The 24,490-nt window shown below is 72.9% G+C and carries 21 protein-coding genes; 11 read left to right on the top strand and 10 right to left on the bottom strand.

The window, feature by feature from the left end; all coding sequences use genetic code 11:
* Positions 1–2 precede the first annotated feature (2 nt).
* A complete protein-coding gene (locus tag ACF08W_RS15525; protein ID WP_392279504.1) occupies positions 3–2,930 on the top strand; it encodes an AAA family ATPase in 2,928 nt (975 codons plus the stop codon).
* Between the two features lie 63 nt (positions 2,931–2,993).
* On the opposite strand, the gene ACF08W_RS15520 is transcribed toward ACF08W_RS15525, so the two are convergent.
* Both ACF08W_RS15520 and ACF08W_RS15515 read right to left on the bottom strand, forming a co-directional pair.
* Positions 2,994–4,361 (bottom strand): hypothetical protein, encoded by a 1,368-nt coding sequence (locus tag ACF08W_RS15520; protein ID WP_392279503.1) that lies wholly within the window; start codon positions 4,359–4,361, stop codon positions 2,994–2,996.
* 223 nt (positions 4,362–4,584) lie between these two features.
* A complete protein-coding gene (locus ACF08W_RS15515; protein WP_392279540.1) occupies positions 4,585–5,076 on the bottom strand; it encodes a rhodanese-like domain-containing protein in 492 nt (163 codons plus the stop codon).
* Positions 5,077–5,199: 123 nt separating this feature from the next.
* On the opposite strand from ACF08W_RS15515, the gene ACF08W_RS15510 reads away from it, so the two are divergent.
* From ACF08W_RS15510 to ACF08W_RS15495, 4 genes are all read left to right on the top strand, one after another.
* Complete coding sequence (locus tag ACF08W_RS15510) at positions 5,200–5,661, top strand: Lrp/AsnC family transcriptional regulator (RefSeq protein ID WP_392279502.1); 462 nt, start codon at positions 5,200–5,202, stop codon at positions 5,659–5,661.
* An 80-nt stretch (positions 5,662–5,741) separates the two neighbouring features.
* Positions 5,742–6,266 carry a hypothetical protein gene (locus tag ACF08W_RS15505; RefSeq protein ID WP_385210169.1) on the top strand — a complete coding sequence of 175 codons (525 nt, stop codon included), beginning with the start codon at positions 5,742–5,744 and terminating at the stop codon, positions 6,264–6,266.
* An 83-nt stretch (positions 6,267–6,349) separates the two neighbouring features.
* Positions 6,350–7,090: a class I SAM-dependent methyltransferase gene (locus ACF08W_RS15500; RefSeq protein WP_385210167.1), complete on the top strand. Its 741-nt coding sequence runs from the start codon at positions 6,350–6,352 to the stop codon at positions 7,088–7,090.
* A gap of 169 nt (positions 7,091–7,259) precedes the next feature.
* Positions 7,260–8,051, top strand: a complete 792-nt coding sequence (locus tag ACF08W_RS15495; protein ID WP_352273871.1) for a sugar phosphate isomerase/epimerase family protein — start codon at positions 7,260–7,262, stop codon at positions 8,049–8,051.
* Positions 8,052–8,067: 16 nt separating this feature from the next.
* Here ACF08W_RS15495 and ACF08W_RS15490 read toward each other — a convergent pair whose 3' ends face one another.
* The 3 genes from ACF08W_RS15490 to ACF08W_RS15480 form a co-directional block, all read right to left on the bottom strand.
* The gene (locus ACF08W_RS15490; RefSeq protein ID WP_392279501.1) at positions 8,068–8,232 is read right to left on the bottom strand and encodes a hypothetical protein; all 165 of its coding nucleotides are present in this window, start codon (positions 8,230–8,232) and stop codon (positions 8,068–8,070) included.
* A 79-nt stretch (positions 8,233–8,311) separates the two neighbouring features.
* Positions 8,312–8,608, bottom strand: coding sequence for a hypothetical protein (locus ACF08W_RS15485; RefSeq protein WP_392279500.1), 297 nt, complete (start codon positions 8,606–8,608; stop codon positions 8,312–8,314).
* Positions 8,609–8,701: 93 nt separating this feature from the next.
* A complete protein-coding gene (locus ACF08W_RS15480) occupies positions 8,702–9,952 on the bottom strand; it encodes a helix-turn-helix domain-containing protein (RefSeq protein ID WP_392279499.1) in 1,251 nt (416 codons plus the stop codon).
* Between the two features lie 253 nt (positions 9,953–10,205).
* Here ACF08W_RS15480 and ACF08W_RS15475 point away from each other — a divergent pair, with 253 nt between their 5' ends.
* Positions 10,206–10,709, top strand: coding sequence for a type II toxin-antitoxin system Phd/YefM family antitoxin (locus ACF08W_RS15475; RefSeq protein ID WP_392279498.1), 504 nt, complete (start codon positions 10,206–10,208; stop codon positions 10,707–10,709).
* 10 nt (positions 10,710–10,719) lie between these two features.
* Here the strand turns inward: ACF08W_RS15475 and ACF08W_RS15470 are convergent, their stop codons facing one another.
* Positions 10,720–11,631 carry an EamA family transporter gene (locus tag ACF08W_RS15470; RefSeq protein WP_392279497.1) on the bottom strand — a complete coding sequence of 304 codons (912 nt, stop codon included), beginning with the start codon at positions 11,629–11,631 and terminating at the stop codon, positions 10,720–10,722.
* A gap of 96 nt (positions 11,632–11,727) precedes the next feature.
* On the opposite strand from ACF08W_RS15470, the gene ACF08W_RS15465 reads away from it, so the two are divergent.
* Together ACF08W_RS15465 and ACF08W_RS15460 are read left to right on the top strand one after the other, a co-directional pair.
* Positions 11,728–12,645: a LysR substrate-binding domain-containing protein gene (locus tag ACF08W_RS15465; protein WP_385210151.1), complete on the top strand. Its 918-nt coding sequence runs from the start codon at positions 11,728–11,730 to the stop codon at positions 12,643–12,645.
* A gap of 305 nt (positions 12,646–12,950) precedes the next feature.
* Entirely contained in the window at positions 12,951–14,804 is a 1,854-nt protein-coding gene (locus ACF08W_RS15460) for a glycoside hydrolase family 3 protein (protein WP_385480125.1), read from the top strand.
* Between the two features lie 655 nt (positions 14,805–15,459).
* Here ACF08W_RS15460 and ACF08W_RS15455 read toward each other — a convergent pair.
* On the bottom strand, positions 15,460–15,960 hold the full coding sequence (locus ACF08W_RS15455) for a hypothetical protein (RefSeq protein WP_392279541.1): 501 nt from the start codon (positions 15,958–15,960) through the stop codon (positions 15,460–15,462).
* Between the two features lie 88 nt (positions 15,961–16,048).
* On the opposite strand from ACF08W_RS15455, the gene ACF08W_RS15450 reads away from it, so the two are divergent.
* Positions 16,049–16,351: a peptidoglycan-binding protein gene (locus ACF08W_RS15450; RefSeq protein ID WP_392279539.1), complete on the top strand. Its 303-nt coding sequence runs from the start codon at positions 16,049–16,051 to the stop codon at positions 16,349–16,351.
* 163 nt (positions 16,352–16,514) lie between these two features.
* The gene (locus tag ACF08W_RS15445; RefSeq protein WP_392279496.1) at positions 16,515–17,927 is read left to right on the top strand and encodes a choice-of-anchor A family protein; all 1,413 of its coding nucleotides are present in this window, start codon (positions 16,515–16,517) and stop codon (positions 17,925–17,927) included.
* Between the two features lie 60 nt (positions 17,928–17,987).
* Here ACF08W_RS15445 and ACF08W_RS15440 read toward each other — a convergent pair whose 3' ends face one another.
* Both ACF08W_RS15440 and ACF08W_RS15435 read right to left on the bottom strand, forming a co-directional pair.
* Entirely contained in the window at positions 17,988–19,469 is a 1,482-nt protein-coding gene (locus ACF08W_RS15440) for an aminopeptidase (protein ID WP_392279495.1), read from the bottom strand.
* 65 nt (positions 19,470–19,534) lie between these two features.
* Positions 19,535–20,002 carry a hypothetical protein gene (locus ACF08W_RS15435; protein WP_385210385.1) on the bottom strand — a complete coding sequence of 156 codons (468 nt, stop codon included), beginning with the start codon at positions 20,000–20,002 and terminating at the stop codon, positions 19,535–19,537.
* Positions 20,003–20,164: 162 nt separating this feature from the next.
* Between ACF08W_RS15435 and ACF08W_RS15430 the strand changes: the two genes are divergently transcribed.
* Positions 20,165–20,689 (top strand): hypothetical protein, encoded by a 525-nt coding sequence (locus tag ACF08W_RS15430; RefSeq protein ID WP_392279494.1) that lies wholly within the window; start codon positions 20,165–20,167, stop codon positions 20,687–20,689.
* A 21-nt stretch (positions 20,690–20,710) separates the two neighbouring features.
* Here the strand turns inward: ACF08W_RS15430 and ACF08W_RS15425 are convergent, their stop codons facing one another.
* Positions 20,711–24,481: an ABC transporter ATP-binding protein gene (locus ACF08W_RS15425; RefSeq protein ID WP_392279493.1), complete on the bottom strand. Its 3,771-nt coding sequence runs from the start codon at positions 24,479–24,481 to the stop codon at positions 20,711–20,713.
* Positions 24,482–24,490 lie beyond the last annotated feature (9 nt).

Raw genomic sequence — 24,490 nt, 5'->3', positions numbered from 1 at the left:
ACATGCGTGCCACTTCGTCGGTGATTGCCGGGCGTGTCGCTGAGACCGACCTGCTGAGCAACGCCCTGTACGCCGCGTCGCGGGGTTCGGGCCGGGCCGTCCTCTTCGTCGGGGAGGCGGGCATCGGCAAGTCCCGGCTGGCCGGCGAGTGCGCCTACCGGGCGTACGAGCGGGGCATGCCGGTGCTGCGCGGCCGGGCCACGTCGACGGGGCTGGTGGTGCCGTTCCGCCCGCTGATCGAGGCGTTGTCGTCCCGGTTCCGGGCGGCCGGCACCCCCACCGACCCGGAACTGGACCCGTACCGTCCGGCGCTGGCCCGGCTGGTGCCGGAGTGGCGCCAGGGCTCGGCGCCCGGCTATCCGGAGACGGTGGTGGAGCTGGCCGAGGCGCTGCTGCGGCTGCTGTCGGTTCTCGGCCAGGAGCACGGCTGCGTGATCCTGCTGGAGGACCTGCACGACTCCGACACCGAGACCATCGCGGTGGTCGAGTACGTCATCGACAACGTGGCGGACCTGCCGGTCCTGCTGCTGGGGACGCTGCGCCCGGAGCCCGGCGCCGCGCTGGACCTGGTGCGCTCGGCGGAACAGCGGCAGGTCGCCACGGTGCGGGAGCTGGCCCCGCTCGGCGACCCGGACGTACGGGAGATGATCGCCTCCTGCCTGGAAGCGCGCCCGGACGAGGTGCCGCCGGCGACCCACGAGCGGCTGGCGGACCGGGCGGGCGGCAATCCGTACCTGGTGGAGGTGCTCCTCGCCGATCTGCTGGACTCGGGGCAGCTGCGCCGGACCGACGACCGGTGGGAGGAGCACGCCAACCCGGACGCCTCGGTGCCGACCGGGGTGGTGCGCAGCTGGTCGCGGCGGCTGGACCGGTTCGACGAGCCGGTACGCGAACTGCTGCTGTGCGCGGCGACGTTGGGCAGCCAGTTCTCGGTGACCGTGCTCCAGATCGTCACCGGCTTCGACGACCGTACGCTCTTCAGCCATCTGCGCGCCGCCGTGGAGGCCAACATCATCGCCCCCGACGGGGCGGACCCCGACCGCTACACCTTCCGGCACACACTGACCGCCGAGGCCCTGGTGGCGTCGCTGGCCCCGGCGGAGCGGGCGGCGACGGCGCGCCGGGCGGCCCTGGCCCTGGCCGGGGTGGAGAACCGGCTCGGCGACGAGCAGCGGCAGTTGATGGCGACGCTGCAACTGGCCGGGGGCGACCGGCACGGTGCCGCCCGGCAGTTCGCCGGGGTCGGGCGGCGGATGCTGGCGGCGGGCGCGTCCGGTTCGGCGGTGACGCTGCTGGAGCGGGCCCGCGCGCTCGCCCACGAGAGCGATCTGCGGTCCATCACGGAGTCCCTGGCGATCGCCCACGCGGAGGCCGGTGAGCTGGACACGGCCCTGTCGCTGACCGCGGAGCTGCCCCCGGTACCGCCGTGCTCCGACGCCGCCGAGCAGCGCGGCGAGGCCCATGTCCGGATCGCCTGGGCGGCGGTGATGGCGGAGCGGGTGGACGAGGCGGCCGGGCAGATCCGTACCGCGCGGTCCATGTTCGGCGCGGCGGTCGGGCCCGAGCCGGCGGCGGCGCTCGACGTGGTGGAGGGGCACCTCGCCCTGCTGCCCGGCCGGGCGGGCGACGGGCGGCAGGAACGGGCGCAGGAGGCCGCGCGCCGGGCCGCCGCCGTCGCGGAGGAGCGGAGCCTGCCCGTGGTCGCGTGCCAGGCCTGGCAGTTGCTGGCGCTACTGGCCCGGGAGCGCGGTTTCGACGAGGCCGACGCGTGCCTGGAGCGGATGCTCGCCGTCTCCGAGCAGCACGCCCTGCCGGTGTGGCGGGTGGAGGCGCTGGTCCGGCTCGGCGCCAACACGTTCATGCGGACCGGCGACCCGGTCCGGCTGGAGACGGCCCGGACCGCCGCCCAGTCGCTCGGCGCGCTGGTGCCGACGCAGACCGTGGACGGGCTGCTCGCCATGAACGCGGTGATGCGGGGCGAGTGGGACGGCGCGCACGCGATCATCGAGCGGTCGCTGGCGGCCAGCGCCCGGGTCCGCAATCTAGGGGCGCACCGCTATCTGCTGCTCGCCTCGGCGACGCTGGCCGCGCACCGGGGCCGAAGACGGGACCTGGACCGGGCGCTGGCCCGGTTCCGCCGGGCGGGCGGTGAGGAGTCCCTGCTCGTGCCGCTGCAACTGGGGCTCTGCCGGGCCTTCGCGGCGCTGCTGGAGGAGGACCGGGAGAGTGCGCTGGAGGCGCTGGACTCCTCGCTGGCCTGGGAGCGCGAACATCCCAGTTTCTTCTACCTGAGCGGGCGTTACGGGCTGCGCCCGCTGCTGCGGATCATCGAACGGCGGGGCGGGCTGGGCGGCCGGGCGGAGCTGAACGCGATCCTGGCGAGCCCCGGCGCGGACCTGGCCTGGAACCAGCTGTTCCTGCGGCTGGCCGAGGGCGTCCTGCACGGCCGGGCGGGCCGGACGGAGCTGGCGGGGGAGACGATCGGGTCGGCCTTCGACGAGGCCGCCGCCTTCCCGCTCGCTCGCCATCTGGGGCTGCGGCTGGTCGCCGGGGCGGCGCTGGACGAGGGCTGGGGGGAGCCGGTGGGCTGGCTGCGGACGGCGGAGGAGCACTTCTACGGCGCGGGCATCCAGCCGGTGGCCGCCGCGTGCCGGGCGGCGCTGCGTCAGGCGGGGGCCAGCGTGGGCCAGCACCGGGGCGGCTGGGACCGGATCCCCGCCCTGCTGCGGACGAACGGGGTGACGCCGCGCGAGTACGAGGTCTTCGTCCTGCTGGCGGAGCGGCCGGGCAACCAGCAGATCGCCCGGCGGCTGTCGATCTCACCGCGCACCGTGGAGAAACACATGGCAAGCCTGCTGAGCAAGACGGGCCGCCCGGACCGGGCGGCCCTCTGCGCGTTCTCCGCCGAATGCGCGGCCGAACGGGACTGAAGGGGGCCGGACCGCCGTCCGGGTACGTGGGGGCGGGGCGGGCCGCCCCGCCCCCACGGCCGGTCAGTTGACGGCCAGCAGGGCCGTGTTGTTCGCGAGGTCCGGGTCGAAGTCGAAGGGGTACGTGCCGAACTCGCCGAAGACGGGGTGGATGCTCACGGCACCGGTCGCGCCGGGCACCACGGTGTCGATGCGCACGGAGAACGCGAAGGTGCGCTGCGTGTCCTCCATCACCCAGTACCGCAGGGAGCAGTCGTAGCGCGGGGCGCCCGCCCGGTTCGGGTAGTAGCCGCCGGTGAGGGTGCGGGGGGTGCAGCCGGACGGTGCGCCGGTGACCGTGGTGCCCTGGGGCACGATCAGCCGGACCTGGGCGACCGGGTCGCCGGAGCCGAGGTTGCCGAACCAGGCCGGACCGTTGTTCGTGAAGGTGAGTTCGGCGGTGCGCGTCTCGCCCGCGGCGCCGGAGACGGCGTCACCGGTCACGGAGAAGTCCGCGGTGTTCTCGGCGCCGAGGGGAACGACCGTGTAGTTGTTCTCGGATTCGGTGTCCTGGGCGCCGCCACGCGGCTGGACGTCGATGTCGAGCCGCTCGTTCAGCGCGTGCGGGGCGAGCCGCACCGTCAGCGGCTCGGGCAGCTCGAAGGAGTCCCCCGGCGCCAGCACCTGGTCGAACGTGCAGGTGGCGTGGGCCATCGGGGCGTAGTCGGTGCCGTCCGTCGTGGTGTAGGCGCAGGCACCGTACCGGGTCAGGTCCGTCAGACCGTACGAGGCGGAGAGGGTGACGGTGAATCCGTGCGCGCTCTCGTTGCCGTTGTTGGTGACCTTGAACGGGATCGTCCGCTCGTCGCCGGGGCGTCCCTTCTCGACGGCGGGGACGGGGTTGATGGCGAGGTCGGGCCCGGAGCCGACGGTGAGCGTGGTGTCGAAGCTGTCGTGCGGGGCGGAGAGCGTGCCGTCGGGTCCGCCGGTCGCCGTCGCCTCGTAGGTGATCCTGCCCCGCGCGCCGACCTCGGCGCCGTCGGCCGCGCGCACCGTCAGGGACACCTGCCGGTGGTAGCCGTCCCCGATCACGGGCACCACGGGGACGTCGCACACCGCGCTCGTCCCGCTCGGCGTGCAGTTGTCGGGCCAGGTCACCTCGGCGACCCCGGCGAGACCGGAGACGTCGACGGCGAGCCTCCCGTCGGTCACCGTGAAGTTGTCGTTGTCGTGGGAGAGGCCGATGTCGACCGTGCGGGACTGCGGCTGACCGCCGTCGATGCCGAGCGGAAGCGTCAGCTCGGACGTCTCGTTGATCCACAACTGGTCGGTCTGCGACGGGTCGTCGGCGGCGAACGCGGGCACGGCGAGGCCGACGGCCAGCAGACCGGCCGCCACCACTGCGGCGGCACCGGATCTGAGTCGTACCGGGCGTCCGGAGAACAGGCTCATTGCTACCCCCAAGGGTGTGATGGAGCACCGGCGGCCCCGGCGCACCGAAATGATCATCACACGCCGGGGCCCACCGCGCCTCGGTTTTCGGGGCGGCCGGGTCCCGGTCCGGCGCCCCTGGAACTCGGGCCAGAACCAGGGGGGTTGGCTGCTGGCGCGGACCGTCCCTGTGGGCGATCGGACGGTGCGTCTTCCGCCGGGCCGCCGGTCAGCCGGGCCGCCGTCAGCAGGCGCAGCTGACGGAGCCGACCGGGGCGGTCAGCGGATCCGCGTCGCGCCGCTCGACACCGGCCGGGGTCTCGACGGGGAAGCCCTCACGGATCCAGTACTCGATGCCGCCGATCATCTCCTTGACCCGGTAGCCGAGCCGGGCGAGGGCGAGCGCCGCGCGGGTGGCCCCGTCGCAGCCCGGCCCCCAGCAGTAGGTGATGACCGGCACCGCCGGGTCGAGCAGCTCCCCGGCCCGGTCCGGGATGTCGGCGGTGGGCAGGTGGAGGGCGCCCGGAACCCGGCCCTGCGCCCAGGCGGCGCCCCCGCGCGAGTCGACGAGGACGAAGCCCGGGTCACCGGCGTCGAGCGAGGCGCGGACGTCCGAGACGTCCGCCTGGAAGGCGAGCCGGGCGGCGAAGAAGGCGGCGGCCTCGGCCGGGGCCGCGGGCGGCACGCTCAGGGCGGGGCTCGGGGCGGTACGGGGTGTGGTCGAGGTCGAGGTCATGGCTGCAGTCGTGATCGTGGTCGCGGTCATGAGGAAAACGCTATGCGGGGCGACCGAGGCCCGGAACCGAAGATCCCCGGCCGTCCTCGGCAGCGACAGGGGATCCCGTGGTATTCGTCGACCATGGCCATTGTTTCCCTCGACGAGACCGACATCCGCATCCTGGAAGCCCTCCAGCAGGACGGCCGGGCCAGCTACGCCGAGCTGGCGCGGACCGTGTCCATGTCGCCCAGCGCCGTCACCGAACGGGTGCGGCGGCTGGAGGAGAGCGGGGCGATCCGCGGCTACTCCGCCGTGGTCGACCCGGAACGGCTGGGGCTCGACATCCTGGCCTTCGTCCGCCTCCGCTACCCCACGGGCAACTACAAGCCGTTCCACGACCTGCTGGCAACCACACCCGAGATCGTGGAGGCGCACCACGTGACCGGCGAGGACTGCTTCGTACTGAAGGTCCTCGCCCGCTCCATGCGGCACCTGGAGACGACGACGGGCCGTATCGCCGGACTCGGCTCCGTCACGACCAGCGTCGTCTACTCCAGTCCGCTGCCCAGCCGCGCGGTCACGTCGATCGCCCGGCAGCCCTGACCACCCCGGCAGCCCTGACGGCCTTGACGGCCTTGGCCGCCCTCGGCCCCCGCACGGGGCCGCGTGCCACAATGCCGCGCATGAACGATCCGGCCACGATGTCGCCCATGGCCCGGCAGGTGCGTCGGCGGTGGCGCGACCGGGAGGCGCCCGACGGGGACTTCCTCGTGTTCGCCGACGGCTCCCTCGTCGTGATGGACCTGCTGCGCATGCGGCCGCACGACCGGCCCGACGACCCACGGGCCGAGAGCTGGTACTGGACCGAGAAGCTGCGCGCCACCGAGTGGAGCACCGAAAGCTGGGTGGAGATCGACTCCGCCCTCGCCACCCACGTCCACGCGGGGGGCCGCGCCTGGGCGGGGGAATCCGCCCACCACGGCTCCATCGGCTGGGTCGCCCTGGCCCGGGACGACGACGAGGGCACCCTGGAGTGGCTCGCCGTCTCCAACTGGTCCGATCCGTTCCACGCCGTCACCCTGGACGACACGACGGTGACCGCGATCAGCACCGCCGGCCGCATCTGGACCTTCCCCCGGGACGCGCCCCAGGAGGTCCGCATCACCGACGACCCGGCGTATCCCGGCAGTCGGGGCCTCGTGCCTTGACCGGGGAGGGCCCGGGGAGGGCCTCCCGGTCGTCGCGGCGCAATCGTGTTGACCGCCCCGGCAGGCGGTGCTTGGGTCGGCGCATGGACAGCGTTTCAGCCAACCGCCGGTTCTGGAATCGGATCAGCGGCTCCTACCAGCGCGAACACGACCCGCAGATCGGCGCGGCGCCCCGGCTGTGGGGCACGTACGCCATCCCCGACGCGCAGCTGCGGGCCCTGGGCGACGTCACCGGCAAGCGCGTCCTCGAACTCGGCTGCGGCGCCGGCCAGTGGTCCAGGGTGCTCGCCGCCGAGGGGGCCACCGTGATCGGGCTCGACCTGTCCGAGGCCCAGCTCACGGCGGCGGCTCGCGCGATGGGAGCGGCCCGCTATCCGCTGGTGCAGGGCGCCGCCGAACGCCTCCCGTTCGCCGCCGACAGCTTCGACCTGGTCTTCTGCGACTACGGCGGGCTCAGCTGGGCGCCCCCGCACCTGGCCGTCCCACAGGCCGCGCGCGTCCTGCGCCCCGGTGGGCGCCTCGTGTTCAACGTCGCCAGCCCCTGGTTCGAAGCCTGCTACGACGAAACCGCCAGCCGCGCGACCACGACGCTGCACCAGGACTACTTCGGGCTGGACGCCATCGACGAGGGCCAGGGCGCGGTCAGTTACCAGCTCACCTACGGCGGCTGGATCAGGGTCCTGCGCGGCGCGGGTCTCGTCATCGACGACCTCATAGAGCCCCGGCCCGACCCCGGAACGGCCAACGGCTACAACCGGACCGACCCGCCCGACTGGGCACACCGCTGGCCGGCGGAAATGCTCTGGGTGACCCACAAGGCGTAGCCGCCCCGGGAAAGCCTGCCCGCCCACGCGGACGCGGCGGCCGGGCGGGTGGTGCGGCCCCGGCAGGGCACCGACCGCCGGGGTGCTGGTTAGTCTGGGACGGCCGCTCCGGGAGCCCCGCAGAGCACGGGCCGGATGGGCGGCCGGACCACGGCGAAAGGATCACCACGTGAAGCTCGCTTTCTCGACCCTCGGAGTGCCCGGGATGCCGGTAGCCGAAGTCGTCCGGCTCGCCGCCGACCACGGCTACCAGGGGGTGGAGCTGCGCGCCCACCCGGAGGAGCCGGTGCACCCGGGCCTCTCGAAGGACGAACGGGACGCCGTGGCCGAGGAGTTCGGCAAGGGCGGCGTGGAGATCCTGACCGTCGCCGGGTACGTACGGGCCGCCGCCGAGGGCGCGGACGCGCCGGTGCTGACGGAGCTGGCCGGGCTGATCGACCTGGCGCACGACCTGGGCGCGGCGAACGTCCGGGTCTTCCCGGGAGGCGGCGGCCTGCCCGCCTCCGAGGCCGACGCCATCGCCGCCCGCCGTTTGGCCGCCGCCGCCCCGCACGCCGCCGACCGGGGCGTACGCCTCCTGCTGGAGACCCACGACTCGCACCGGGCCGGGGTCGACGTGGCCCGGATCGTCGGAACGGTCGGGCACGGCTCGGTCGGCGCGATCTGGGACGTCATGCACACCTGGCTGGCCGGCGAGGAACCGGTAGCCAGCCACGCCGTACTGGCCCCGCACCTGGGCTACGTCCAGGTCAAGGACGTCGCCTCGGCCCAGGACACCACCCCCATGCTCCTGGGCACCGGGGTGCTCCCCCTCCCGGCCTGCCTCGCGACGCTGGACGGGGACGACCCGGACGGCTGGCTCTGCTGGGAGTACGAGAAGCGCTGGCACCCGAACGCAGCGGAACTCCCGGGGCTGCTGACCGCCGGGCGGGACTATCTGCTGAGGACGATGGGGCGGTAGCCCGGTAGCCCCCTCTTCATCCCTGACCGCGCCTCGCGGCCAGCCGGTCGGCCCGCGTCCGCTGCAACCACTCCAGGTTCTCCAGGACCGGGTTCGAGTCGGCCGGCTGCGGGTCCTGGTGTTCCTGCGGGACCTGCGGCGTCTGGACGGGCTCGACGGGTTCTGCGGGCGAGGTGCTCAAGATCGGTCCTTGTCATCGTCAAGGGATCGGATGCGGCAGAGGCAGGTGCGGCCGCGGTAGGCGCGGCAGACCGGTGCGGTCACGGCTGCTCGGGGGCGAGGCGGATCCCCCGCTGCTCCCGGCACGGTGCGCACGCGTACCGCGAGACGACGGAACCCGGCGCCTCGCCCATGACGTCGACCGGAGCGGCGGTGCTGGACGGCCCCTTGTGCCAGTCGCACCATCCGGTCATGCCGGTGCAGCGTCTGCACCGGCACACCGGGTACGCGTGGCAGATGGGGACGGACTCGACGGGGGTGACCACGGTCTTGGGCTTCACGACGCGTGTCGTGAAGCCGTGCCGGTCGACCTCGTACACCTTGATCGTCATTGGCATGCTCGGCTCCATGTGTGGACTGGAGCTCAGCACGTTAGAAGTGTGTGAATGGAGCGAGGGGCAGGAATCCTGCCCCTCGCCCACTCGTTCGACCTAGGCGGCAAGCAAGCCGAGTTGGTCGGCCAGCACGGCCGCGCGTCGCCGTCGCGCCGGGATGCGCGACTCCGTCTCCTCCAGCACGATCCGGCGCGCGTACCCGTTGTAGCGGATCGTCTCCGGGGCGGCCCTGTGCGCGCGTTCCAGTGTGGCCAGTGCGGTCTCCACCTGCCCGTCGAGCTGGTAGGCGCGCGCCTCCTCGATGCGGTGACGTGCCAGCCTCGGCCGGGACGGAATGGCGGTCGCGTCCGCCTCCACGGCCAGCCGTACGGACTCGCCGCCCGCGCGGAGTTCTACGGCGATGGTGACGGCGTGCGCCCCCATGATGGCCCGCGAGAAGCTGGTGACCGGGTGGTAGTAACCGGGGCTGAGCTTCTCCGACATGGACTTGGCCTTGTCCCACCAGCCCTGCGCCTCCCCCTTCGCACCCCGGCGAGCAGCCGTGTACCCGGCTTCGAACTGAAGGGCCCCGGCGATCGCGCGCACGCGGTCATCGGCGTCGGGAAGGAATTGCCCCAGGTGGGCCAGTGCCTCCATGGTGACCCTGTCCGCCGCGTCGAAGTGGCCCGGGCCTGCGTCACGGTGTGCCTGTGCGGCCAGCCATGCCGCTACACCGATCGCGTGCGGGTCCTCGGATTCCTGGGCCGCGACCATTCCGCGCTCGGCCACCCGCCACAGCAGCGCCGAGTCGGGCTGGTACGCGATGAAGAACTGGCTGAGGCTGTACACCTCGGACAGGACGGCCTGCGCCGCCCGCCGGTCAGCGGCCGAGTCGGCCTCCCGGACGGTGAGTTGGGCGTCGCGGATCAGGTCGGGCAGCAACGCGCCGATGACCTCGCGGTGGTTCGGCGCCCTGTGCCGCGCGTTCCACGCCGTCGCGAGCCGGGCCGCCAGATGCGCGGCCGACGGCGCTTCGCGCCCCCCGCTCAGGGTCAGCGCGTTCACGGCTTCCCGTACCGCCGGAAGAAGGCAGTGCCCCGGCCCGATGAACAGGTCGATGGTCGCGCTTTGGTCTCCGGTGAGGTCGGAGAGGTTCCCCACCCTCAGCAGCTCGGCGATCCGCAGCACCACCGGAAGTCGCGGCATGCCGATCTGCCCCGTCTCGACTTGTTTCACCCACGAAGGTGACATGCCCAGAAGCCCGGCCACGACCGGGCGGGACATGCCTCGCTTCACCCGGAGGATCTGCATGCGTTGCCCGAAAACGAGCGGGTCGGTGTACGGGTCCGGAGTAGCGTCGCGCGGCATGGCCTTGCCCCTCTCTGAACAGCTCGTCACTTCAGGGTATGGGCAGGGCCGCCCACCCGCGTGGCATCGCACGATCGGGCTCGTGACGAACCAGTGGCCGAACAGGTCGACCGGATCGCGGCGGCCCACGACGCCGCACCGGTGGCCGACTGATCGCAACCGGCCGCCGGGAGCCGGTCGCTTGGCATACGGACGCACACGGAACCGCCGTTGTCGGTGGCCGCCGGTAGCGTCCGGGGCCATGGATGATGCCGTGAGGATCGTTGTGGAGCGCGGGTACGAATCGGCCCCGATCGACTACGAACGTCTTGTCTCCCTGGTCGAGTCCACCGGTGAACAGGTCATGCTCGCCGAGCACGGTGTGCCGGTGAGCGTGTTGTTTCCGGCGGGGAAGGTGGCCGAGTGGGAGCACTGGGCCCGCGCCGAGCCTCCCGCGCCCGAACCCGTACCGCAGGACGAGGAAGAGGGCGAGGAGGCCGAGGACGAGGGCGGGCCCGTGTGGGAGGTCGGCCGGCTCCGGGTCGAGGCGTTGGCCGATCCGCTGGAGTACGGCCCGTACGTCCGCTGCGTACGCGGTGACGGACGGCGGGTGAGCTTCGTCCGGGGCGGGATGGTGGTCGCCGTGCAGGTGGGCGCCGAGGACGCGGCATGGCTCAGGGACCGGGCCCGGCAGGCGCGCCAGGGGTACATGAGCCCTCAACAGGCGGCGGCCTTCGAGGAGTTCCTGGCGCGGCAGCCTCCGGTCGGCGGGTCCTGAGCCCGGGCGGCTACCGCCCGGCCGTGACCCGCTCGGGGCCGGGCACCGCCTCCCGCGTACGGGGTCGGCGCGCCCCTGCCAGGGAGGTCAGGGCCACCCCGCCGACCAGCAGGGCCGCCGCGCACCACCGCAGCGGGCTCACCGACTCGCCCAGCAGCAGTGCGGCGGAGGACATCCCGAAGACCGGCACGAGCAGGGTGAACGGTGCCACCGAGGAGGCCGGGTACTGGCGGAGCAGGAAGCCCCAGACGCCGAAGCCGAAGACGGTGGTGATCCAGGCGACGTAGACGACGATCCCGGCGCCGCTCCAGTCCAGCGCGGCCAGCGCCGCCCGGTCCCGGTCCCAGCCCTCGAAGAGGAGGGAGAGGCCGAGCAGGGGGAGGACCGGCACGGTCGAGACCCACACCATGAAGTTGAGCGAGTCGGGCGGGGCGGCCTTGCGGGTCAGTACGTTGGAGACGCCCCAACAGGCCGCCGCCGCGATCACCAGGACGAAGGCGAGCACGGGCCCGCTCGCGCCCTCGTCGACCGCCGCGAACCCGATGCCCGCGAGTGCCACTCCCATGCCCAACACCCGTATTCCGCCCGGCCGTTCGCCCAGCGCGAGGGCCGCGAAGAGGGCGGTGAAGACGGCCTGGACCTGGAGCACGAGCGAGGAGAGCCCGGCGGGCATGCCCCGGTCCATGCCGATGAAGAGCAGGCCGAACTTCGCGACCCCGAGGGCCAGCCCGACACCCACGATCCACTTCCACGCGACCTTGGGCGGGCCGACGAACAGGACCGCGGGCAGGGCGGCGGCCAGGAAGCGGAGGGCGGAGAAGAGCAGCGGGGGGAAGTGGTCGAGGCCGAGCTCGATGACGACGAAATTGACACCCCAGACGGCGGCCACCAGGACGGCCAGGGCGATGTGGAAGGGACGCATGCGGCGAGCATCACCCGCCCCGACCATGTAGCACCAGCGCGGATTCCTTCATGGTGGAATTGAGCAACGCTAATGAATCACCCTCCGGGAGGCACCGTGCTGGATCTGCCCCGGCTGCGCGCCCTGCACGCGGTCTCCGTGCACGGATCGGTGGCGTCCGCCGCCGCCGCGCTCGGCTACACCCCGTCGGCGGTCTCCCAGCAGATCACCAAGTTGGAGCGGGAGACCCGTACGACCCTGCTGGAGCGGCGCGGGCGCGGGGTCGCGCTGACCGAGGAGGCGCTGCGGCTCGCGGACACCGCCCAGGAGCTGCTGGCGATCGTGGAGCGCGCCGAGACGGCGCTGGAGGAGCGCCGGGGGCTGCCGACCGGGCGGCTGTCGGTCGGCGCGTTCGCGTCGGCGGCGCGCGGGCTGCTGCCCGGGGTGCTGGCGGAGCTGGACCGGGACCATCCGGCGCTGGACGTCCGGCTGACCGAGGTCGATCCGCATCTGTCGGTCGATCTGGTGGCCAAGGGCGTGATCGATCTCGCGGTCGCGCACGACTGGGACATCGCCCCGCTGCCCGCCCCGGAGGGCGTGGCGCAGGCGGTGCTCGGTGACGACCGCTGCGATCTGCTGGTGCCGGAGGGGCACCGGCTGGCCGGGCGGAGCTCGGTACGGCGCGAGGAGCTGGCGCAGGAGCGGTGGATCTGCCAGCCGCCGGGAACGGTCTGCCACGACTGGCTCGTACGGACGCTGCGGGCGGCCGGGTGCGAGCCGGACCTGCGGCACCAGGCGGAGGAGAACCACACCCAGCTCGCCCTGCTCGCCGCCGGTCTCGGGGTCGCGATGATCCCGCGCCTGGGGCGGGGGCCGCTGCCGGCGGGGGTGGTGGCGGTGGAGCTCGACCCGGTGCCGGTGCGGCGGCTGTACGCGCTGTGGCGTACGGAGGCGGCCCGGCGCCCGGCGATCACGACGGCGGTGGCGGCGCTGCGGGCGCACGGGGCGGCGGTGGGGCTGAGCCCCGTCGGCTGACCGGTCCGTCGGCCGCCGTGCCGCCCCCTGCCCTGTCGCCCCTCGCTCACCGGCCCTGCCCCGCCATCCCTCCCTCACCGCCCCCGCCTCGCTGTCCGCGCCTCGCGCCCTCTGCCCCTCCGCCCCCGCCTCGCTGACCGATTCCACCCGCAGTGGCCGGTAATGCGGGCCACGCCGCGCGGGCCGGAACGGTCCGAGCCCTTGACCGGAAGTTATTTTCTGGATATCCGTGCTCCTTGGCAGTTTCTTTCACCAGAGGTTTCTTTCCCCACCTCTCGTCCCCGAGTACGGCCGAAGGAGCTCACGTGCACCACCGCACCTCCAGACGCACCCTCCTCACCGCCACCGCGGCGACTGCGGTCGCCGCCGTCACCGGCGCGGGCCTGGCCCCCGGCGCCCTCGCCGCCCCGAGGTCCGCGAGCAGCGGGCCGCACGAATCAGCCGCCACCGACCGCCGGATCCGGCGGATCGTCTCCGGGATGAGCCTGGAGGAGAAGGTCGGGCAGCTCTTCGTGATGCGGGTGTACGGGCACTCCGCCACCGAGCCCGACCAGGCCGACATCGACGCCAACCTGGCCGAGATCGGGGTCCGCACGGCCGCCGAGATGATCGCCAAGTACCACGTCGGCGGGATCATCTACTTCGCCTGGGCGCACAACACCCGCGACCCGCACCAGATCGCCGACCTCTCCAACGGCATCCAGCGCGCCGGCCTCGCCGGGCCCACCCCGCTGCCGCTGCTGGTCTCCACCGACCAGGAGCACGGCATCGTCTGCCGGGTCGGCGAGCCGGCCACCCTGATGCCGGGCGCGATGGCGCTGGGCGCGGGCGGTTCGCGCTCCGACGCCCGTAAGGCCGGGCAGATCGCGGGCGCCGAGCTGGGCGCGGTCGGCATCAACCAGAACTACGCCCCGGACGCCGACGTCAACGTCAACCCGGCCAACCCGGTGATCGGCGTACGCTCCTTCGGCTCCGACCCGCAGTCCGTGGCCGGGATGGTCGCGGCGCAGGTGAAGGGGTACCAGAGCAGCCGGATCGCCTCCACCGCCAAGCACTTCCCGGGCCACGGCGACACCAGCACCGACAGCCACACCGGGCTGCCGGTCATCACCCACACCCGGGCGCAGTGGTCCGAGCTGGACGCGCCGCCGTTCCGGGCCGCCATCGCGGCGGGCATCGATTCGATCATGACCGCGCACATCGTGGTCCCGGAGCTGGACCCCTCGGGCGACCCGGCGACGCTCTCCCACCCGATCCTCACCGGCATCCTCCGCGAGGAGCTGGGCTACGACGGTGTCGTGGTGACCGACGCGCTGGGCATGGAGGGGGTGCGGACGAAGTACGGCGACGAACGCGTGCCGGTCCTCGCCCTGAAGGCGGGCGTCGACCAGCTGCTGAACCCGCCGGACCTGGCCGTCGCGTGGAACGCCGTCCTCCGGGCCGTGAAGAGCGGCGAGCTGACCGAGGCCCGGCTCGACGAATCGATTCTGCGCATCCTGCGGCTGAAGACGAAGCTGGGGCTGTTCGACAACCCGTTCGTCAGCCACGCGGGCGTGGACCGTACCGTCGGCACCCGGGCGCATCTCGCCGCCGCCGACCGGATCGCCGAGCGCACCACCACGCTGCTCGCCAACGACGGGGCGGTGCTGCCGCTCTCCCGCCGCTCGCACAAGAACCTGCTGGTGGTCGGCGCCGACCCGGCGTCCCCGTCCGGCACCACCGGCCCGCCGACCACCACCCTGGCCACCGCCTTCGGCGAGCTGGGCTTCGCGGCGACCGCGCTCTCCACCGGCACCGCGCCCAGCGCGTCGGTGATCGCCCGCGCGGTGGAGGCCGCGCGCGGCAAGGACGCGGTGGTCGTGGCGACGTACAACGTCACGGCGAACAGTTCGCAGCGCACCCTGGTGAGCGCGCTGGCGGCGACCGGGATCCCGGTGATCACGGTCGCGATCCGCAACCCGTACGACGTCGCCCAGCTGGCCGGTACCGGCTTCGCGGCGAACCTGGCCACGTACTCCTGGACCGATGTGGAGCTGCGGGCCGCCGTCCGGGTGATCGCGGGCCGGGTGGCGCCGCGCGGTACCCTGCCGGTCCCGGTGCAGCGCGCGGACGACCCGGCCCGGGTGCTGCACCCGGTGGGGTACGGCCTGAAGTACTGAGACGGGCCCCGTCGTTCCGCGACGCCCGGGACGCCTCGGGCGACGCGGAACGACGGAACAACGGAGCGCCGGAACGACGGACGGCGCGCGGGACCACCTGGTCCCGCGCGCCGTCCGTCGTCATGTCCGCCGGGCGCGGCCCGGGGCCCCGCCCGGAGCCCACTTCCCACCTCCGCGATGTGAGGTGCGTCACGCTTTAATTTCCAATTAAGGTGGCATGCCCGATCATCGCCACCTTGTTGCGCTTTGTTCTAAGTTGACTCCTGCTCACGTTCTGCGCGAAGGTCACGGAACCTCCTCCCCACACCCTCGGTTCCGCCACAACCTGGAGTTCTCGATGTGTCGCGCGACCTTCTCCCCGCCTGCGCGCATGCGCCGTTCGGGCGGGTAAGGCGGCCCCGAACCCCCGCACGTTGAACAAGTTCTGTCGGACTGCCCGGACAAGGAGCTCGGAGCACGTGGGCTTTCAGCAATTCGCGTCGCGCACACCGGAAGAAGAATGCGGACCGCGGTCGGCACCCGGCCGGGTGCCGACCGGCGAGGAACGGGTTTTCGGAAAGGTGTCCACCTCCCGTGAGAACGGACAGGGCGTCCGCCCGGCCGACCTCGAACTCTTCGAGTCCGCCGGCGCTTTCGAGCCCGCGGGCCCCGCAGGTCACACCGATTCCTTCGACCCCGCCCATTCCGCCAGTCCTATCGGTCCGGTCGGTCCGGTCGGTCCAGTCGGTCCGGTCAGTTCCTTCGGGCCGTTCGGGGAAAAGAATCCCGTGCCGGGTATTTCCTCGCCGTCCTCGCGGCCGTCGCGTCCGTCCCGGCCGGCTCCGGCCGTCCGCAGGTCCGCCCGGCGTTCCGCGAAGGGGCGGAAGCAGTCCCCCGCGCTGCTCATCGGCACGGTGACGGTGGGGGTCGGCGTCGCGATCACGGTCTCCCTCGTCTGTGACGCGTTCACCGCCCGGCGGTCCGACTTCGTCGCCCCGATCTCCACCAACCTCTCCTCCCAGGACTCCGTCACACCGCCCTCCCCCTCCGCCCCGCCCACCGGCACGGCGCGCCCGGACCAGGCCCGGGCACGGGCCCAGGCCCCGGACACCCGGGCCACGGCCGACACGCCGCCCGCCGCGACGTCGTCCACGACCCCGTCCGCGTCGCCGCCCACGGCCCCCTCCACTCCGGCCGGTCCGCCGGCGAACCGCCCGTCACCCCCACGGGACCGGACACGCCCGACGGACCGGCCGGGCCTCGCCCTGGGATCCACCGGCCGCGAGGTCGCGGACCTCCAGCGCAGGCTGCAACAGCTCCAGCTGTATCTGGGAAGCGCCGACGGGAATTTCACGGCGGCCGTGGAAATCGCCCTGATCCGTTATCAGAAGGCCCGGAACATTCCCGAGGAGTCGGGCGTCTACGGGCCACTGACCCGGGCGGCCCTTCGGGCGGAGACCGAATCCACCGACCGGGATCCCCACCGGAACGGGAACTCGTCCTCGCACGGAAGGCCGGACCGGCACGGCGAATCGGGCCGGTACGGGAATGCGTACCCGTACCGGTAATCGCGCCCGTACTCCACACCCCGTAACTCCGTAACTCCGCGGCCCTGTAACCCCGTCCCTCATTCCTCGCCGCTCCTCCTCTCCACATGCTCCGACCGCGCGGGCGAGTCGATTCGCCATGCCCGGCCGCGCCCCTCCCGAAGAAAAGACAAGGATCAAAATCATGCACGTCACCGGAAGAAATGCCGGGCGGACCGGAAGCGCACTCGCCGTCCTCCTCTCCCTCGGACTGCTCGGCACCGGCAGCGCCTTCGCGACCCCCGTCGCCGCCACCGACGGCGAGTCGCAGTACTGCCCGTCCTCCGGGAAGCTTCCGGGCATCGGCAACACCCCGCAGTTCATCGACGGCAACGTGGCCCTCTTCGCCGGAGGCGACTACACCGTCGACGGCGCGTCCGCGGAGGCGGAGGGGCTGCTCGTCGTCAAGGGCGACGCGACGTTCGCCAAGAGTTCGGGCGGCGTCTTCAACGTCGGACGGGTCGGGGCCGGATCGGGGATCCTGCCGGACGCGGGCGAGCTGATGCTCGCGGTCGGCGGTGACCTGACGATCGCCAAGGGCACGAGGGTGGACGTCGGCCACGGCATCACGTCCAAGTCCGGCTACGGCGGCGCCGTCCAGGTGGGGAAGAAGATCGACGAGAAGGGCGAGCTGGAGACGAACGGCGGGAAGCGCTCGTCCGGCCTGGGCACCGACGCCGCCCTCAGCCCCTATCAGTCCTTCGACAGGACCATCGGCACCGAGTCGTCCTCCCTCGGGAAGCTGAAGGCCACCGGCACGACCACGCGCTCGGGCGACACCGTCACCTTCAAGAGCACCGGCGCGGGCAACGGCACGCTCCAGGTCTTCGAGATCACCGCCGCCGAGCTCGACGGCGCCTCGTCGTTCGGCTTCGCGTCCATCCCCGACGGCGACTCCGTCGTGGTCAACGTGACCGGCTCGCAGCCGGTGTCGATATCGCCGATGTCCGTGGGCTTCAACAACGACCGCGTCGACGTCTACAGCTCCGCCGACTTCGGCGACGCCGCCTCGCGGATCCTGTACAACTTCGAGGGCTCCACCTCGCTCACCCTCGGCGGTGGCGGGAACTTCATGGGCTCGATCCTCGCTCCCAAGGCCTCCGCGGACTTCACCGCGAGCACCAACGGGCGGGTGTACGTCGGCGGGGACATGCGGACCCACGGCACGGGCAACGAGACCCACAACTACCCGTGGACCGGCTCCCCGGCCTTCACCTGCAAGCCCGAACCGGCCCAGCCCGGCACCCCGACGCCGAAGCCGTCCACGCCCGACCAGCCGTCGCAGCCGCCGGCCCGGCCCGGTACCCCGACCCCCTCGGCCTCGACGCCGGGCGCTCCGGCGCCGCAGCCGTCCGAGTCGGAGAAGTCCTCGCAGCCGGCGCCCGCCCCGTCCACGCCCGCCGCCGGGCCGAAGGACGAAGGCGGCTTCCTCGCCAGCACCGGCGCGCAGGTCGGCTTCTACGCGACCGGAGCGGCCGTACTCGGCGCGCTCGGCGCGGGCCTGCTCATGTTCACCCGTCGCCGCCGTACCCAGAGCCAGGGCCAGGCCCTGTCCTAGCAAGCGGGCCGGGGTATACGCGCACGACGCGTCGCACGTACACCCCGGCCCGAAGGCCGGTTACGGGCGCAGCTGCCGCTCGTTCCTCACGTCCTGCTTGTCGAGCCGGGCGTCGAACTCCGCGAGCGGCTTCGCCTTCGCCGGGTCGTCCCGCACGGCGGCCGGGGCGACGCCCGCCCAGCGCAGTACGGCGGCGGTGGCCCACGCCCGGTCGCTCTCGGCGAGGGCTCCGACGGTGGCCCCGTGGTTGCCGCCGGGCACGGTCATGACGGCGCTGTCCCGGGAGCCCGCTCCCAGCCGGAACGGCTCGGCGCCGTACGGGTCGTTCTCGCCGTACACGTACAGCATCCGCTCACCGTGGTGGCGCACCCAGCCGTCGATGTCGCGCATCGCCGAGGGCTGGAACTTCATCGGGATGGCGCGCGGTACGAAGGCGCGCGGCGGCTGGTAGCCGTAGCGGCTGAGGTTGCCGAGCCAGGGCTGGCGGATGGTCGGCGCACCGAGCTGGGTGCCCGCCTGGTAGTAGTACGGGGTGTACTTCTCCAGGCCCTGGTCGGTGTAGGCGAAGAAGCCGGTGATCGCGTCGACGGAGTCCCAGATCTCCTGGTCGGTGGCGGACTTGGCATCGGCGGGGACGGTGTCGCAGTCGGCGGGCCGACTGTACTGCCAGAACGTCCAGTAGTAGTCCAGGACCACGGCCTCGTACGCCTTGTCCAGCGAGCCGGTGGTGGCGAAGGTGTAGCCGTGCTCGGCGGCGTACGCGCGGTACTTCTCCTCCAGCGGCGCCCGGCGCACCAGGGCCTCGCGCTGGACGGCGCCGAGCCGGTCGCGGCACGCCTTGTCGCCGACCCGGGCGAGGAAGCGGTCGTAGGCCGAGTCCTCCTTGTCGACGACGTCGTTGGGCGCCACGTACGCGACGATGCCGTCCATGTCGCCGGGGTGGAAACGCTTGTAGTACGTGGCCGTCATGCCGCCCTTGGAGGCGCCGGTGGCCAGCCACTTGGCGGGGTAGATCCGCTTCAGCGCGGTGAAAACCCGGTGCTGGTCGTCGGCGGCCTGCCGGATATCGAGCTTGGACCAGTCGGCGGGCGACGGGCGGGACGGGGTGAAGTAGCGGTACTCCAGGGAGACCTGGTTGCCGTCGACGATCCGGGTCGGCTCGGCGCGGCCGGGGGTGGTGGAGACGTTGTATCCGCTGGTGGAGAAGACCGTCGGGCGGGAGGTGTCCTTGTGCAGAACGGTGATCCGCTGCTGGAAGGTGCCCCGGGACGGGTCGCGGTGGTCGACGGGCTGGGTGTATTCGAGGACGAAGTAGCGGTAGCCCTCGTACGGCTTCTCCTGGACGAGGCTCATTCCGGGGATCGCCAGGAGACGGTCCTTGATGTCCGTGATGTCCGCGCCTGTGCCGTCGCCGGCGGTTCCGGCCCCGCTGGTCACCGCGGCCGGTCCGACGGCGGTGGCCGCCCCGGTCGACGCACCCGTCACCCCCACCGTCCCGATGAGCACCGCGAGCGACAGGAACCCTCTCAACGCCTTGCGCATACGACCTCCCTCGATTCGCCTTGTCGGCGGCGAGCCTAAGGGCTGTCGTACCTCCGGAGGGAGGGTCAGCAGAGGATCCAGCCGGTGGAGCCGGACTTGCCGGAGATCTTTCCGGTGGCGCGGACGCAGCGGTTGAGGGCGTGGACCGTCACCGGGCCGGCCTGCTTGGTGTACCGGCCGCTGTCGGTGACGGGCTGGCCGCCGCGTGCCTGGATCGTCACGGACATCGCGCGGCGCGGGCCGGACTTCTTGGCGACCGCCAGCGCGCAGGCGTAGGAGCGGCTCTTGTAGACGCGCAGCTCGCCGGTGCCGAACGGGACGGTCTTCGCGGGGCGCCCGGCACAGACCGAGACGGCCCCCGCCGGGGCGACCGCGGGGCCGCCGAGCACCAGCCCGAGGGCGGCCACCACGGACAGGACCACCGGTCGCACCAGCCCCCGGCGCACCGCCCCGGCCCTGCTGCCGCTCCGGTCTCCGGCGGTGTCCGCGGACTCCCCGGGCCTCTCCGTCGCTGTGGTCACCCGTCGCCCCATCATCACTCGAACATACGCACCCTGATTCGGTACATGCGCATACAGGTGTACGACGCGGGAAGCCCGTCCGAAGGTTGCGCGCGCGGTGCCCGGTCCGTGGAGCGGCCGAGGCGCCAGCATGGCTCCACGGAACAGCACCGCACGAAAGGCAGGAACACCCTCATGCCTCCTCTCCGCACCCCGTCGGGCCCCCGGCTCCGCCGCCCCGTCCGCCGGACGCTGCTCGCCGCCGCCCTGCTCACCGCCCTGGCCGCGGTCCCGGCGGTCGCGGCGGGCCCCCGGGCGGCCCAGGCACCGGACCGGGCGCCGGCCCGGGCCGGGCTGAGCAGCTCGGCCCACCAGCAGGTCGCCCACTTCTACGGCGCCTACATCGACGCGGTGTCGGCGCGGGACGCCGACAAGAAGGTCGCCGCCGAGCTGCGGGCGTTCTACCTGACGCCCCGGTTCCGGTCCCAGCTGGACGCCTGGGAGCGGCGCAACCACGCGGACGGGGTGTTCCGCGCCCAGAACACCCCGCTCGACTTCCGGGTCACCCCGGAGGACAGCGCCGCCGGGCACACCTGGACGACGGTGCGGCTCACCTGGAGCGCCGGGAAGCACCCCACGTACACGTACCTGACCGTCCGCTCCGATCTGCGGACCGGGAAGATCTCCGCCATCTCCGACCGCTCCGACGACGCCGGGTGACCCGGCGGACGGGCCCGCCGCTCACACCGTGGCGGGCTCGTCCTCCCCGATGAAGGTCCGCCACAGCACGGCGTAGCGCCCGTCCAGGGCGAGGAGCTCGTCGTGGGTGCCGTCCTCGACGACCTGGCCGTGGTCCATCACCACGACCCGATCGGCGCGGGCGGCCGTGGTCAGCCGGTGGGCGACGACCAGGGTGGTGCGGCGGCCGGCCAGGCGGTCGGTGGCCTGGTTGACCAGGGCCTCGCTGGCCAGGTCCAGGGAGGCGGTCGCCTCGTCGAGGAGCAGGATGTCCGGGTCGACGAGTTCGGCGCGGGCCAGGGCGATCAGCTGGCGCTGCCCGGCGGAGAGGTTGCGGCCCCGCTCGGCGACCTCGTGCAGGTAGCCGCCGTCCAGGGTGGCGATCATGTCGTGGGCGCCGACCGCCCGTGCGGCGGCCTCCACCTCGGCGTCGGTGGCGTCGGGCCGTCCGTAGGCGATGGCGTCGCGGACGGTGCCCGCGAAGAGGTACGCCTCCTGCGGCACGACCCCGAGCCGGTGCCGGTACGCGGTGAGGTCGAGGCGGCGCAGGTCGGTGCCGTCGACGGTGACCCGGCCGCCGGTCGGGTCGTAGAACCGGGCGACGAGCTTGACCAGGGTGGACTTGCCCGCACCGGTCTCGCCGACGAAGGCGACCGTCTGCCCGGCCGGGATCCGCAGCTCCACGCCGGTCAGCGCCGCCTCGGCGTCGTCGTCGGCCGTCCCGCCGCCCCCGTACGCGAAGGAGACGTCCTCGAAGGCGATCTCGCCGCGCAGCGACAGCACGTCCAGCGGTTCGTCGGCGTCCTTCGTGGAGGTCGGTTCGCGGAGCAGTTCCTGGATGCGGCCGAGGGAGACGGTGGCCTGCTGGTAGCCGTCGAAGACCTGGGAGAGCTGCTGGACCGGGGCGAAGAACAGGTCGATGTAGAGCAGGTAGGCGACGAGCGCGCCGGTGGTGAGGGTGCCGTTGTCGACCCGGCCCGCGCCGACGATCAGCACGGCGGCGGCGGCCACCGAGGACAGCAGCTGGACGAACGGGAAGTAGACCGATATCAGCCACTGGCCGCGCACCCGGGCCTCGCGGTAGTGGTCGCTGCGGTCGGCGAACCGGTCGGCGCCGTCGCGCTCGCGGCGGAAGGCCTGCACGATCCGCAGCCCGGAGACGGACTCCTGGAGGTCGGCGTTGACCGCGCTGATGCGGGTCCGGGCCAGTTCGTAGGCCCGGACGCTCTTGCGGCGGAAGAAGAACGTGCCGACGACCAGCAACGGCAGTGTCGCGAAGACGACCAGGGCCAGCTGCACGTCCAGGACGAGCAGCGCGACCATGATGCCGAGGAAGGTGACGACCGAGACGAAGGCGGTGACCAGTCCGGTCTGGAGGAACGTGGACAGCGCGTCCACGTCCGTGGTCATCCGGGTCATGATGCGGCCGGTCAGCTCGCGCTCGTAGTAGTCCAGGCCGAGCCGCTGGAGCTGGGCGAAGATCTTCAGCCGCAGCGAGTAGAGCACCCGTTCGCCGGTGCGGCCGGTCATCCGGGTCTCGCCGGTCTGGGCGGCCCACTGGACGAGGACGACCAGCAGGGCCAGCGCGGACGCCGCCCAGACCGCGCCGAGCGCCAGCTGGGTGACGCCCTGGTCGATGCCGTGCCGGATCAGCACCGGCAGCAGCAGCCCGGCGCCCGCGTCGACCGCGACCAGCGCCAGGCTGACCAGCAGCGGGAGTCCGAAGCCGCGCAGCAGCCGGCGCAGCCCGTAGGAGTCCTCGGCGCGGACGGCGCGGGCCTCGTCGATGTCGGGGGTGTCGGTGGCGGGCGGCAGCGCCTCGACCTGGGCGAGGAGTTCGGGGGTGGCGGGCATCCCGGCGGTCGTGGAATCGCCAGGCTCCTCCTTGCGGACCCACAGGTGGGGGCTGATGCCGCGCTCGGCGTCGAACTCGGCGTCCAGCTCCTCCTGGAGGGCGCGGTCGTCCTCGATGCCGGGGGCGGCGGGGGTGGGCGGCCGGTGGCCGGGCGAGGTGCCGCCCAGTTCGTCGGGGTCGGTGAGCAGCCGACGGTAGAGCGGGGAGCGGCGTTCCAGCTCCTCGTGGGTGCCGATGTCGGCGAGGCGGCCGTTCTCCAGGACGGCGATCCGGTCGGCGAGGTTCAGGGTGGAGCGGCGGTGGGCGATGAGCAGGGTGGTGCGCCCGGCCATCACCTGGCGCAGTGCCTCGTGGATCTCGTGCTCGACGCGGGCGTCGACGGCGGAGGTGGCGTCGTCGAGGAGGAGGAGCCGGGGGTCGGTGAGGATGGCGCGGGCGAGGGCGACGCGCTGGCGCTGGCCGCCGGAGAGGGTGAGTCCGTGCTCGCCGACCTTGGTGTCGTAGCCCTCGGGCAGTTCGGCGATGAAGCGGTCGGCGCGGGCGGCGCGGGCCGCCTGGTCGATCTGTTCCTGGGTGGCGTCGGGGACGCCGTAGGCGATGTTGGCGCGGACGGTGTCGGAGAAGAGGAAGCTGTCCTCCGGTACGAGGCCGATGGCGGCGCGCAGCGAGGACTGGGTGAGTTCGCGGACGTCGTGGCCGCCGACGAGGACGGCGCCGTGGGTCACGTCGTAGAAGCGGGGGACCAGGAGGGAGACGGTGGACTTGCCGCTGCCGGAGGCGCCGACCACGGCGACGGTCTCGCCGGGTTCGATGGTCAGCGAGAAGCCGTCGAGGACGGGGTGGTCCTCGGTGTAGCCGAAGCGGACGTCGTCGAACTCGACGCCGGCGGGGGCGTCGGCCGGGAGGTCCTTGGTGCCGTCCTTCATGGTCGGTTCGGTGTCGATGAGCTCCAGGACGCGTTCGACGCCGGCGCGGGCCTGCTGGCCGACGGTGAGGACCATGGCGAGCATCCGGACGGGGCCGACGAGCTGGGCCAGGTAGGTGGAGAACGCGACGAAGGTGCCGAGGGTGATCTGTCCCCGGGTGGCGAGCCAGCCGCCGAGGGCCAGCATGGCGACCTGGCCGAGGGCGGGGACGGCCTGGAGGGCGGGGGTGTAGCGGGCGTTCAGCCGGATGGTGCGGAGCCGCCCGGCGAAGAGGCGGCGGCCGACCTCGCGGAGCTTGCCGGTCTCCTGCTCCTCCTGCCCGAAGCCCTTGACGACGCGGACGCCGGAGACGGCCCCGTCGACGACTCCGGCGACGGCGGCGGCCTGCCCCTGGGCGTACCAGGTGGCGGGGAAGAGGCGGGCGCGGGAGCGGCGGGCGATGTACCAGAGCGCGGGGGCGACGGCGACGGCGATCAGGGTGAGCAGCGGCGACAGCCACGCCATGATCACGAGGGAGATGAGGAAGAGGAGGATGTTCCCGATGGTCATCGGGAGCATGAACAGCAGGCTCTGGATCAGCTGGAGGTCGCTGGTGGCGCGGCCGACGACCTGGCCGGTGGAGAGTTCGTCCTGCCGCTTCCCGTCGAGCCGGGTGATCGTCCCGTACATCTCGGTGCGGAGGTCGTGCTGTACGTCGAGGGCGAGCCGGCCGCCGTAGTAGCGGCGGATGTAGGTGGCGACGTAGACGAGCACGGCGGCGGCTATGAGGAGCCCGGTCCAGAAGGCGAGGGACCGGGTGTGGCCGACCACGACGTCGTCGATGATCACCTTGGTGATCAGCGGGACGAGGGCCATCACCGCCATGCCCGCGAGCGAAGAGCCGAGCGCCAGCAGCACATTGCGCCGGTAGCGCCATGCGTAGCCGCACAGCCGCCGGGCCCAGCCCGGGGTCCGTGCCGCGCGCTGTGCGTCCTCTGCCTCTGCGTCCGTCACCGGTGCCTC

Origin of the sequence: Streptomyces sp. NPDC015144, from assembly GCF_043079735.1 — a bacterium.
Taxonomy (GTDB): domain Bacteria; phylum Actinomycetota; class Actinomycetes; order Streptomycetales; family Streptomycetaceae; genus Streptomyces.
This window is presented reverse-complemented; position numbering and strand designations above follow the sequence as displayed.

Coding starts and splice junctions, on each gene's coding strand:
- ACF08W_RS15485 (WP_392279500.1), bottom strand. CDS start 8,608: ATGCCAATGACGATCAAGGTGTACGAGGTCGACCGGCACGGCTTCACG.
- ACF08W_RS15525 (WP_392279504.1), top strand. CDS start 3: ATGCGTGCCACTTCGTCGGTGATTGCCGGGCGTGTCGCTGAGACCGAC.
- ACF08W_RS15445 (WP_392279496.1), top strand. CDS start 16,515: ATGCACGTCACCGGAAGAAATGCCGGGCGGACCGGAAGCGCACTCGCC.
- ACF08W_RS15440 (WP_392279495.1), bottom strand. CDS start 19,469: ATGCGCAAGGCGTTGAGAGGGTTCCTGTCGCTCGCGGTGCTCATCGGG.
- ACF08W_RS15505 (WP_385210169.1), top strand. CDS start 5,742: ATGAACGATCCGGCCACGATGTCGCCCATGGCCCGGCAGGTGCGTCGG.
- ACF08W_RS15480 (WP_392279499.1), bottom strand. CDS start 9,952: ATGCCGCGCGACGCTACTCCGGACCCGTACACCGACCCGCTCGTTTTC.
- ACF08W_RS15510 (WP_392279502.1), top strand. CDS start 5,200: ATGGCCATTGTTTCCCTCGACGAGACCGACATCCGCATCCTGGAAGCC.
- ACF08W_RS15430 (WP_392279494.1), top strand. CDS start 20,165: ATGCCTCCTCTCCGCACCCCGTCGGGCCCCCGGCTCCGCCGCCCCGTC.
- ACF08W_RS15515 (WP_392279540.1), bottom strand. CDS start 5,076: ATGACCTCGACCTCGACCACACCCCGTACCGCCCCGAGCCCCGCCCTG.
- ACF08W_RS15520 (WP_392279503.1), bottom strand. CDS start 4,361: ATGAGCCTGTTCTCCGGACGCCCGGTACGACTCAGATCCGGTGCCGCC.
- ACF08W_RS15435 (WP_385210385.1), bottom strand. CDS start 20,002: ATGGGGCGACGGGTGACCACAGCGACGGAGAGGCCCGGGGAGTCCGCG.
- ACF08W_RS15500 (WP_385210167.1), top strand. CDS start 6,350: ATGGACAGCGTTTCAGCCAACCGCCGGTTCTGGAATCGGATCAGCGGC.
- ACF08W_RS15470 (WP_392279497.1), bottom strand. CDS start 11,631: ATGCGTCCCTTCCACATCGCCCTGGCCGTCCTGGTGGCCGCCGTCTGG.